At 40.7% G+C, this 11,459-nt stretch carries 11 protein-coding genes; 6 read left to right on the forward strand and 5 right to left on the reverse strand.

Annotation, left to right across the window (positions count from 1 at the left end; genetic code table 11):
• Nucleotides 1–3 precede the first annotated feature (3 nt).
• Nucleotides 4–510, forward strand: coding sequence for a GIY-YIG nuclease family protein (locus H6G86_RS25325; protein ID WP_242064954.1), 507 nt, complete (start codon nt 4–6; stop codon nt 508–510).
• Between the two features lie 37 nt (nt 511–547).
• On the opposite strand, the gene H6G86_RS25330 is transcribed toward H6G86_RS25325, so the two are convergent.
• Entirely contained in the window at nt 548–709 is a 162-nt protein-coding gene (locus tag H6G86_RS25330; RefSeq protein WP_176726887.1) for a hypothetical protein, read from the reverse strand.
• 191 nt (nt 710–900) lie between these two features.
• Here H6G86_RS25330 and H6G86_RS25335 point away from each other — a divergent pair, with 191 nt between their 5' ends.
• Together H6G86_RS25335 and H6G86_RS25340 are read left to right on the forward strand one after the other, a co-directional pair.
• The gene (locus H6G86_RS25335; RefSeq protein WP_190936619.1) at nt 901–2,751 is read left to right on the forward strand and encodes a protelomerase family protein; all 1,851 of its coding nucleotides are present in this window, start codon (nt 901–903) and stop codon (nt 2,749–2,751) included.
• 305 nt (nt 2,752–3,056) lie between these two features.
• Entirely contained in the window at nt 3,057–3,308 is a 252-nt protein-coding gene (locus H6G86_RS25340) for a DUF1816 domain-containing protein (protein WP_313931449.1), read from the forward strand.
• Between the two features lie 257 nt (nt 3,309–3,565).
• Here H6G86_RS25340 and H6G86_RS25345 read toward each other — a convergent pair whose 3' ends face one another.
• The 4 genes from H6G86_RS25345 to H6G86_RS25360 form a co-directional block, all read right to left on the reverse strand.
• On the reverse strand, nt 3,566–5,983 hold the full coding sequence (locus H6G86_RS25345) for a hypothetical protein (RefSeq protein WP_190936620.1): 2,418 nt from the start codon (nt 5,981–5,983) through the stop codon (nt 3,566–3,568).
• Nucleotides 5,984–7,082: 1,099 nt separating this feature from the next.
• Nucleotides 7,083–9,668, reverse strand: a complete 2,586-nt coding sequence (locus H6G86_RS25350; RefSeq protein WP_242064956.1) for an MASE1 domain-containing protein — start codon at nt 9,666–9,668, stop codon at nt 7,083–7,085.
• Nucleotides 9,669–9,783: 115 nt separating this feature from the next.
• Nucleotides 9,784–9,969, reverse strand: coding sequence for a hypothetical protein (locus tag H6G86_RS25355; protein ID WP_190936621.1), 186 nt, complete (start codon nt 9,967–9,969; stop codon nt 9,784–9,786).
• A 3-nt stretch (nt 9,970–9,972) separates the two neighbouring features.
• Nucleotides 9,973–10,113 (reverse strand): hypothetical protein, encoded by a 141-nt coding sequence (locus H6G86_RS25360; protein WP_190936622.1) that lies wholly within the window; start codon nt 10,111–10,113, stop codon nt 9,973–9,975.
• A 120-nt stretch (nt 10,114–10,233) separates the two neighbouring features.
• Between H6G86_RS25360 and H6G86_RS25365 the strand changes: the two genes are divergently transcribed.
• The 3 genes from H6G86_RS25365 to H6G86_RS25375 all read left to right on the forward strand — a co-directional run bounded on the left by H6G86_RS25365 (nt 10,234) and on the right by H6G86_RS25375 (nt 11,322).
• Nucleotides 10,234–10,407 (forward strand): hypothetical protein, encoded by a 174-nt coding sequence (locus tag H6G86_RS25365; protein ID WP_190936623.1) that lies wholly within the window; start codon nt 10,234–10,236, stop codon nt 10,405–10,407.
• Between the two features lie 289 nt (nt 10,408–10,696).
• Nucleotides 10,697–10,858, forward strand: a complete 162-nt coding sequence (locus H6G86_RS25370; protein WP_190936624.1) for a hypothetical protein — start codon at nt 10,697–10,699, stop codon at nt 10,856–10,858.
• Between the two features lie 32 nt (nt 10,859–10,890).
• Complete coding sequence (locus H6G86_RS25375; protein WP_190936625.1) at nt 10,891–11,322, forward strand: hypothetical protein; 432 nt, start codon at nt 10,891–10,893, stop codon at nt 11,320–11,322.
• Nucleotides 11,323–11,459: the final 137 nt, after the last annotated feature.

The following is an 11,459-nucleotide window of genomic DNA, read 5'->3' on the forward strand; positions in this document are numbered from 1 at the left end:
TATATGGAATTGGATGATATTACGACAATTATCTATCAGCCTAAAAATGAACATGAGCCGGGATTTATCTATTTAATGGAAGCAGAGGGCTATCACGGGCTAATTCCTGGTTGTTACCTCCGTCGTTGCAAAATTGGGTTATCTCGTAATCCCGAAGCTCGACTTGATAACTTTCATAGGAATCAACCACCTTGTAACGTGAAAATCCTCAAGACTATTTATGTAGAGGATATGGCAGATGTAGAGGGTGAATTGCATCAACAATTTAGCCAATGCAATGTTGAGTTAATCAAAAGTCAAGAGTGGTTTGATTTTAATCCAGTGCAATTTATGATGGTTAACTGGGAATTTGAGAAGCGATCGCTACACGTCTTTAGCATTAGCGACTTGCCAATTAAGCTAATCATTTTCAGCATGATCGGGCTATTGTCCGTGGGTGCGATCGCTGGCAGATTTACAAATCAACCAGTTAACTCCGTGATACAGCCACAAGAGAAATTGACAAAGTAAGCAAAATTAAGGGAGGTTGTTAGCCTCCCTTTGGGTTTTAGAACGGTGTGTTACCAGTCTCGTTTACCTTGGCGAGATATCCCCGCCAGTAGTCTCCATCCTGGCTTTTGGGTGGTAATCCAATCGCCGCGTCGAATTCTCCGTCAAAGTAGTCGCTAGTAGGTTGGAATTGTTGAGGTTTAGCAATTGTGAGTAACATGAGAATACCTTTTATTTTTAAGCTGCGGGTTAGTAGCCCGCTTTTTCTGTGGTTTTTTCAACCTGTTATTAGAGTAGCTTAACCTGTTATTTAATGTCAATAACCTGTTAAATATATCTTACAGGTTATTGACATTAAATAACTTGTTAGTTAAATTAATAACAGCTTATAAATAAAAGGGAGTCAGTCAGATGTCAAAAGCAGTTCAAGAGCAAGTGGAGCAACTTTTTGAAGCGGTCAAGGATTTGCAAAGCCTTGAAGAGATCAAGCCACACTGCGAAGCTTTTAACGAGTTTATTAACACCAAAACCAGCTACAGCATTAAAAGCTTAGGCACTGTGCTGAGTCGGGCTGGCTTCTATAAAAAATTCAAGTCACTCCCCTTAGATCAAGGGAAAAACGCTGATTCTGTACCCAAGCATGATGCCCAAGGCAACGTAACAGGTTATGAGTTAAAGCACTATGTTTTATTGCTGTGTGGTCTGGATAAGAAAGACTGGGAAGAACGCAACGAAACCACACGGGTAAGCTTACGCTTGGACAATGCTCAAGAAATCAGCCCAGACGAATATTTAGAGGTAACGGGTAAACTGATAGAATCCCAAGACCTCCATGAGGTAGCAGTAGGCTTGATTGCTGCCACTGGCCGCCGTCCCCATGAAATTCTCGCTCGTGCTAAGTTTGCAGCTGTTGAGGGTCAAAGCTATCAGGTAATGTTCACTGGACAAGGGAAGAAACGGGGAGATCAGCCAGTATTTGCGATCGCTACCCTTTACCCTGCTAGTTACGTCATCGAGCGGTTGAACTGGCTAAGAAAAGAACCATCAACTAAAGCACTGTTGGCAGAGGTGGCAAATGAATTTCCAACTGATATTGCAGCCCAAAATCGTGCCATTGACAGCCGTCGCAACGGTTCCCTGAATCGGGTTGTGCGTGGGTACTTTGGGGACAAGGGAGACATTGCCCCCATCTTAAATTTTCGACACGGTGAAGAACAAGACAACTGCAAAGCGCTCCGGGCTGCATATTTAGCGCTGGCTACAGAGAGAGATTGCCAGCGTTCAACGGGTTCTAAAATGCTCCATGCTGCAAGGTTAGCCGGACATTTTGTCAAGGATGCTCCCACTGATCAGGATTTACAAAGTCTTGTAACCACTTTGGGGTATGCAGACTACTACACCACCAAGCCTGTAGGCTTCCCAGATGCACCAGAGAAAGAAAAATTATTTCAAATTCGCGCTATTCCTGCTGATTTTGAATATCTCAAGGAATTACAGGGTGAATGGCAATTACCCAACCAGCAATCAGTAGTTAGCCGCTTAATTGAACACCACAAAAATCGCGTTGACGTTGCAAAGCTTCTGCAAGAAGCACAGCGCGTAACTGCTCAACTAGAGGCGGAAGTTAAGCAGTTACGCCAAGCCAATAACCAGTTAGAGCAAGTCAATAACCAATTAGAAACAACTAACCAACAACTACAACAGGAGAAAGCAGTAATGGAAACCACAGCACATCTTCCCCAAACAGTTACTCTAAATGTCACTGAGTTAGATTCTTGGCTAGAACAAAAAATTATTGAGGTGGTGAACAAGGTAACTCACGGGGGAGCAATAGCACCTGCTACTACTGCCACACCTGCCAAGGTTGCACCCATCAAAGAAGAGATTGACTGGCAAGCCAAAACCGATGTTGAGGTCTGGGGAAGTAAAGCAACCTTAGCAGCTGTAGAAAAAATCCGCAGGTCTTATCAAGCTATCTGTCTTTACAATGACACTGTGGCAACTGGGGACTCAGATCGCCTCGCAATTACTAACCAAGCACTCAGAGATTTATCGGGCTGTAACGGGTTGCTGGTACGTGATTGGATTGAGGCTCACAAGGATGAGGTGATTAGCCATAATGCTAAGTTCGGCATGGAGAACAAGAAAGACCCCAGTAATCCTGCCAGCTATGCCAACAAGGGAAAGGACACAGATAAAATTCTCTTGCTGATCAATGAAGAATTTCTAAGTGGTGAAGGCTTTAAGTCAGGGAGAAATTAAAACGGCGTTAGTCGGCTGAATGCTTTACTGTAGATGCTTTTAAGTGGATGTCGGGAAATAAGATTATAGCGATATAGTCCTGCTACCCGACCACGGTGATACCGAGTAGGTTAAACCCGCTCACGAAATAATCAGCTGTACATTAGCGTTCGTAGAATCTAGAAATTTCTCAATTTATTCTTTGTTACTCGACTAGAAGTAAGTGGTGATTTGACTTTATATATCCTCATCTTTTCGGCAGAGGATAGCTATCACAGCAATAGTCATGCTGTTTAATAGCAACTATTCTTCTCACCTTTTCCTTTGTGTTTAACAGAATCAAATTTTTGCTTCGAGGATTTATCCAAGGACTGAAGAGTGATTACTGGGCAGAAGTTACCACCCAATGCCCTGACTGCATCTACTATTTTGGTCCTTTTCAAAGTTTTGTTGAAGCGAAAGCTGCCTGCCCCGGATACGTTGATGACCTTAAAAGCGAGGGAGCCTTGGGGATAAAAGTCGTCGTTAAACGCTGCCATCCTGATGTATTGACGATTTTTGATGAACAAGTGAGCTAAGTAACAATAGGGCCTTGAGGATTTTCGTCAGCCGAAAATGAACTGTAAACTGTATCAGAGTTGTCATGAGTGAATTAATTTTTGAGCCAGATAAGATTTATGAGTTTGCACAGATCGACAATTTTCGAGTGTCCTGGCGATTGAAATACGTAGAAACAGTTTTCAACCCAGTCAATAAAGAAATACGCTTACATTTTTATAAGCTAGAAGGTATTGAGTTAGGTCGAGGGGAAGATAATACTTCCCCTCGACCTAACTCAATACCGCTTAGGCTCAAGTTGTGCTTGCGAAGTTCTTCTTACCCAAGGGGTAAACCGACTAGGATGAACACATTCAGCACCATTCAGTTCGTCTTTAAGGTTACTGGCAAAGACCTCAAACATCTCAACCAGAGCTTGGCGATCGGTTAAGCAACCTTGAAGGGCAATAAGTTGTTCGAGAGTCCAATTATAAAGTTGGGTATCTCCCTGCTCAACACGTAAATATAATTGGCTCTCAAACTGTCCTAAACGGGCGTAGAACTTCTCCACCTCAGCTTTGATTGACTGCATATCAATGTAGAACTGCTGTTTTTTGATATCTGATAAAATCGTCGTTTTGAGAGACTCCGTGAAGTTTTGGTTAATCTCATTATTAACGAGGGTAAATACTTCATTGCGGAAGTTGACAATTTTATGGTCTAAGTTGACATTGATGCGATTATCAAGCTCGTTGACGACATTATTAACGACTAACTGAACATTGTTACCTGTAGATTGGTTAACAACAGACTGGATACGTTGATCGAAATCAGCTTCAATCTGTTGGACTACCAGGCTCTTAATGTTTTGGGTTTGATTAGCAATTTTGAGGTTAACTACTGCATCAATACGCTGATCGATGTCATTTTGTATCTGCTGAACAACTTGAGTGTTAATCTCTTGGGCTTGATTAGCAATTTTGAGGTTAACTACATTATCAATACGTTGCTCAACGTAGGTTTGCATTTGCTGAATCACCAGATTTTTAACATTCTGGGTTTGATCAGAAATTTTCAGGCTCACGACACTATCAACACGCTGATCGATGTCATTTTGTATCTGCTGAATTACTTGATTGCTGATTTGTTGAGCTTGATTAGAAATTTTGACATTAACTGCATTATCAATTCGCTGGTCAATGTCATTTGACATCTGGTTAATGACTTGAGTGTTAATCTCTTGAGATTGATTAGCAATTTTGACATTAACAACGTTTTCAATGCGTTGCTCCAGTTCTGTTTGCATTTGCTGAACGACTGAAGTCTTAATTTCTTGAGCTTGATTAGTAATTTTCAGATTAACGACAGACTCAACACGCTCATTGAGTTCTGTTTGTATCTGTTGAATTACTAAGTTTTTAACTTCTTGGGTTTGTTCAGTAATTGCCAGATGAACCTGGTCATTAACTATTCTGGGAATTCTGGTAATAAACAAGTCATTGAGATTTTTATTAAAGTAACTAGACCAACCTTGGAAGCTTTGGTTAAAATTTACCTCAGTTTGTTGTATGAGAGTCTTCATCATGAACTCAAGCCGTGCTACCTGCATGGCAAGTGTCTTAGCTTGGCTTTGATAGCCTTTGAGTATCGATTTTTCAAGACCTTCCCAGTAGGCTTGTTTATTTTCGTCTTTTTGAGCCGTTACGCTTACTGAGCTTTCGAGCATGGCTGCCATCTCTTGCCACATTCGCTCCATCTGATCTTGATCGAAACTGAAGCTGAAATCATTCTCACCGCTGAAGCTACCTCCTCCAGTGCTAGTTCCACCACCAGCGCTTACAGTAGTGACATTGCTTTCTTTAACATTACCGTCTGGCACTCCTGTTACTGGCGGGTTCGGCTGTTTGTTATAGCTTTCGTCTACTACAGTCTTACTCACTGTATTAATTTCTAGAACGACTTGTCCTTTGTTATCTTCTTTGTAGGTATCAAAGAAAAATCCTAAAATAGTAGTTTTTTCTTTGACTTCTAAAATGAATTCCTCTTGTAATCCGTTGAGCGAACACCAAGTTTCTTTAACTTCAAGACCAGTAAGATTAGAAACAAATTTTCCATCTTTAATCCATAGTAAAGCCCAAGGTTCTAATTGGAATTTTTGCTCAGAAGACCAATAAGTTGCGTTGCTTTCACGAATTTTGAGCTTGTAATTACCTGGTTCCAATTCAATAAAATTAGAATTTGGTTGCTTCAGCTTAGATAGAACTTTTTCATTAAGAACATAACAGTTATTTTTACTAGCAACTGTTAGAGTTTGAGGATTAAAATGTGGTTTATTGCTGCTAATTAAAAGCTTAACCGCTCCTTTATTATCACTATTATTTACATCAAAAAACAAGGCACAGATAACAGCTTTCTCTTTGACTTCCAACTGTAACGTCTTGTTATATCCGTTTAAAGTTGTCCAAGTTGCACCTGTTTCAGCGCCTGTGTTTTTGTTGATAAATGTACTACCATCAACCCCATATATCCAAAGTACAACCAAAGGTTCGCCTTCAGTTTCGCTTTGAGCATAACTATAGCGACCACTGGTAATTTTTATATCAAAAGTCCCTTTCTCTAAAGTAAAAGAGCTAGCAACATCTTGTTGCAGGTGGTTCATTGCATTAGCGTCAATAACGTAACAATTGTTTTTGGTGTCAATCGTTAAAAGTTTCATTTTTTCTCTGTGAGTTTTAGCATTTTGAGAAGTTTTAGGTTGGACTACAAACTCAATGTTACTGGGGTAAACTAAAAGCGATATCGGGATTTATAGCGTTTCCTAAGCAACTGAGGTACACCCAAATCTTTGTTAGCAAGGTTAGTAGCTTTGAAAACGTACCTCACCAAATCGGGAATCGCTATAAACAAAACCGAATGTAAAAAAACTGGGCGCTATTGATTATTGCTAAATGAACAAAATTAATGAATCAAATGAGTTTGTATAACTAAAATTTTATTCCTAAATCTTACTAATAATTGACGGTTATTCCTCAGTTTTTATCTCTTTTTTCGCTCTTTATGGAAGAAGTTTGTTGGAGTTCCTATGCTCCTGTGAAATTCTCCTTTGATTAAAATACAGTTTTAAGACACCCCACAAATAGAAGCAGCCTAATAATCAAGAAAATCACTCCATATAGTATTTCTACACTAAAAAAAACAGCGAAGTATTTTGATTTCTTCTCAGCTATACTTGATTGCATATCAATCTGTTGGAAAGCTAATAGCAAAGTCTCTAATAAATTTACTTCCTTCACACTCAAAATCAGTCATCAATTAAGCAACAAGATACAACATCATTCTTGCCATACTCAATCTATAATCTATGAATTGTATCGTAAGCTTTGCTTGTCTTTGTGGATTACCTTGATTAAAAAAAACACTTTAAATAAAACCATCTCTCTTATGGCAGAGGTTTTCACTTGAGCGCATACTTCTTATGGGGTGATGGCAATAACTTACAAGCATTTCAGACTCTAAAAACTAGAGAGGTTCAAATGGTACGATTTGGCGTAAATAGAAGGTTCGTGCAACCAGGGAAATCTAGTATGATGTCACGCTTGTCAACTCCATTTGAGGGCTTTCAAGCAATAGGATGTGTTAATTATTGCTTATAAGCTATCAGTGCTTTTTCACCCCTGTAATTTGCAGTTAACCAGTTTTATTGAGACAAAAACTGAACTCCATCTGAATCTGGTGGGTCTGGAAAGGACAATTCTTTATTTAGTCACAAGTAAGATTGCTTAATTTACTTCAACTCAAAAAAGCGGACGTATTGATTAATTGATAACATCTGATATTGCTTGAAATAATCTCTCTGTTTCTACAGGCTTAACTAAGTGGATTTGGAATCCGGCAGCTAATGCTTGTTTTTGGTTAATTTCTCCAGCATAAGCTGTGAGTGCGATCGCTGGGATTTTCGCTCCTTTTTCTAACGGCATAGCTCGAATTAATCGCATCAGCATATAACCATCTATTCCTGGCATACCAATATCACTCAATAGTAAATCTACTTGAGTTTTGGCTAAGATTTCTAAAGCCTCACCTGCTGATGCAACCGCCGTCACTTTTGCTCCAGATTGTGCCAATATGTAGGTGAGAAATTCACCTGTATCTACATCATCATCTACTACTAATATATGCAACCCTGGCAAACTTAAAGCATTATTGGATTGTCGGATTTTTGGTATTATTTGGGCACTATCAGGCATTAATGGTAATCTGACTGAAAATGTTGCTCCCATGCCTTCTCCTGCACTGTCTACTTTCACAGTACCACCATGTAATTCTGTCAGATGCTTAACAATAGCTAGCCCTAAACCTAGCCCTCCAAATTGTCTTGTGGTTGTGCCATCTGCTTGACGGAAATAATCAAATACATAGGGGAGAAATTCTGGGCTAATGCCTTTACCATTATCTTGAACTTGAATTTGGGCATAGCTATTAACTTGTTCTAATATGATTTTTATCTTTCCGGCTGAGGGAGTGAATTTAACGGCATTAGAAAGCAGGTTCCAGATAATTTGCTGTAAACGACCTGTATCACCTGCAACCATGCCGATGTTATGGTCTAGTACAGTTTCCAGACTAATATTCTTAGCTTCAATTGCTAGTCTTACAGTTTCCTTGGCTTCTTCAATAGTATTAGGTAAATTCACAGGCTGCATATTTAAAGCCATTTTCCCCTGTTGGATGCGGGAGACATCTAATAAGTCATCAATTAGTTGAATTTGTAATTTAGCATTGCGCTCAATAGTTTCTATTCCCCGTATTTTTATAGCTTCTTCCAAATTATTCTTTTTCAGCAGCGTTGCCCAACCCAAAATTGGGTTCAGGGGAGTACGCAATTCATGGGAAAGAACTGCTAAGAATTCATCTTTTAAACGATTGGCTTTTTCTGCTTCACTTCTAGCAATCTGCTCACGCATGAGCAGATATTCACGTTCTTGTTCTACATGTTTGCGTTCAGTGATATCTCTAAAAAATATCCCCAGTCCATCTTCAGCAGGGTAGACGTGAATTTCCAACCACATATCCCACGGTGCGTATAATGCGTGAAAATGAACGGGGATATTTTCTAAGAGCGATCGCTGATATTCTCGCTCAAACTCTGTACTAGCCCCAGTCCACTGTTCCCAGTAGTTTTTACCAATCAAGTCTGCTGGTGCTAAATTATGAATTTTTGCTGCTTGGTGATTAGCATAGGTAATCTCCCAATTTCGATTCACGGCAATGAAAGCATCAGTCATGCTTGACAAAATATTACTCAAACGGCTGCGGAGGGCTTGTTCGCGCTTGAGTAATTCATCTTTTTCTTGGTGGGATTCTTGTAAGGAAGTATTGGTTTGCGCCAGTGATTTATTGAGTTGGATAAGTTGTTCTGATAATTCAGCACGGGCCTGATATTCCCCCAATCTGACTCTTTCTACTGCTAACTCTACTTGAATTTTTGACCGTTCTGTAATGGCAATGCCCACTAATAAACTAACAATACACTGTACCAATAAACTCAATTTGTGAACGTGCAGTACTTCCGCCTCTAAGGGAAACGTGGACAAGGATATAGCGTTGGGGTATGCAACTAGATAGAAAAACAACGTCACCAGTACACAAAAACTGGAGGTTAACATCCCACAGGTGACACCAAAGCGAGTTGCTGCCCAAATTACAGGCACAAAACTCAAAAAAGATAATTGCTGAAATCTAAAGCCATTCTGATTAGTTTCGGCAACAGTGATGGTTGCTATTACTACACAAAGCAGTATTATAGTGCTGAATTCTAGTAGAAAGCGACGAGAACGTGGAAAAATGGGCGAAACAAATGAAGAGTTTAATGGTTCAGCACTTAATAACCAGCCCTGAGACTGGAGATAAGGGGTGATGACTAACAAGGCAGTAGGTGCAATAGCCATTACTCCCATTGCATTGCCTAACCACCAATGGGGAATATTAGTACCTAAGCTGCTAATAGGCATTTTACCTATTGCGAAAAAAGTTAAGTTACCAATAATCGCTAAGGTAGCACTGGCAATCAGAGGTACACTGACAATAAAAGCGGCAGCATCTTTGAGGGTATTTAGTGTTCGAGAACCTCTCCAAAAACGACGGTAAAGCAACCAGGCAACTAGAGGTTCTATCATATCCGCCAAAGCGCTTAATCGCTCCCAACCATGAAACCCCCAAGCGGGGGACATCAAAAAAGATGCTAGTCCGGTGAGAATAATACCAAAAGGGCCAAACCAGAAAGTTAAGGCGATCGCTACCCCTGATGGGGGGAACCACAGCGAGACTCCAGGCTGAATGCGGTAAATCAATGCCATCCCATGACCGATGAGCAGGGTAAGTAAGCCCAACAGTGAAATCATCACTCATCGACGCATGGTGGCAATTTTCCTGGAGTCTATCATGCGTTGCTCCCATCAAGGTGTATTGAAAACATTAACCATACTATTGTGATCGCTTTGTGTGAAAACCAGAATATTAATTGGGAGGCAGGGTAATACCAATTCGCAATTTGCAATTAAAAAACTTAGAGATACTTACCAAATATTGTATAAAAGCTAGCAGCACAAGACTCACGCGACTGTTAACAGCGATCGCGTAGGGAATTAAGCATAGGGCGAAGAAGGTGCTTCGGCTAGCAAGAACCGCAGGCATCGCGGCCATTGTCTAACTACTGCCGGGAGCAAAATCAAGAGCGGTGGCTTTAACGTCTGAAGGGGTGAGGCAAGCGATCCCGCCGTAGTCAATTAGAGGCAGAGAAATTAGGCAGTCAGGATGATCGCCTTTGCAAGCTACGCCCGTAGTCACGCTAAGAATTGAGATTGGGGATTTGGGTTTTGGTAGTTACGGTCTGGTAGTTATGATGAATTTGGTAGTCATGATGATTAATATCTATTTATATAGGGGGCGTGACTACGGTATCAGAACTTGATACAAAATGCCGCTCTTCTCAGTGGTGACTACCAAGTATTGTATAAAAGCCAGCATTGGCAAAGCAGTACAAAATTGAGATGGTGGCGCGGTTATGCCAGTGGGGAGACGCGGCAACGCCGCCGTCGGGTAGGCAACACAGTTGCCAGTCAAATATCAAATATAAGGTGAGATTTAATAACTTAAGTCTTGAAACATGAAAAGATAGTCAGATAAGGAAAGCGCTGAGTCAGCAGCGCAGTTAGGAAATTGGTAGGTTTAATACAATAATGCTAATATGCTGGCACTAACTGTATAGACTGATCAAAAAGCGAGGTTAACAGCGATCTCTTCTATCGTTGTTAACCTCGCTTTATCACCCTTGTATTTGCGTAACTTGCGTCCAAAGGCATCGCGATCGCAGTTCACCTCCTAGCCAATACTCACAACCTGTTATCAATTTCAAAACTAGTTAGTAAAAATGTCTAACCGGATAGATGCAATATGGAGCGTAGCTGCCAGTCCTACGCACCTGGGGAAATTGCCAGCCGTCTTAGAGATGCTCTCGCGCTCGGTAGGCGATGCCTTTGGCGGGTGTAGCCATTGCGGACACCGCTTCGCAGTTAAAGTAGTTATGTCTTAAAATTTTCAATAGGCATAACTCTTGTAACTGCCATGACAGACCGCATCGACCAAATCATAGAGAAGCTTCAACAATTAAAGGAAATCAGGCAGCATCTGGTCAATGAACCAATGTCTGAATCTGGGGTCTGGATTCATCAGTATGAGGTACGCAAAAAATACAAAAAAGATGGTGAAATCTACTGCTATGTATACGCAAAATGGCAATCACACAAGCCAATTTTTAAAAGGAACCCAAAGCCCAGATTAAAAGGGATTGTAAAGCGCGGCAACAACCCAGAATATACCTGCCATCAACACATAGGCAGGGTAGGCAGTAGCACAGGGCTAGGAACTGATTCAGAGGTCGCGATCGCATATCAAGAGTGGGAAAATCGCAAGCGGTTAGACGCGATTGACATTGCACTTGATGAGATAGAAAATGCACTCATCGGAGTTATGCCAGAAAAGAATAATAAAGCATAACTATTTGGTAGGCGATCGCTCTGGAAGAAATAGCTTATGAAAAGATGATTTCTTATAAGCAAGATTCTGATAAATGAGAGCAGCGCGTCGCTATAATCATCTTTCCCCCGAATCTTGATACCCTTGTGCTGCTAGTC

The organism is Nostoc sp. FACHB-133 (assembly GCF_014698055.1).
Lineage (GTDB): Bacteria > Cyanobacteriota > Cyanobacteriia > Cyanobacteriales > Nostocaceae > Nostoc.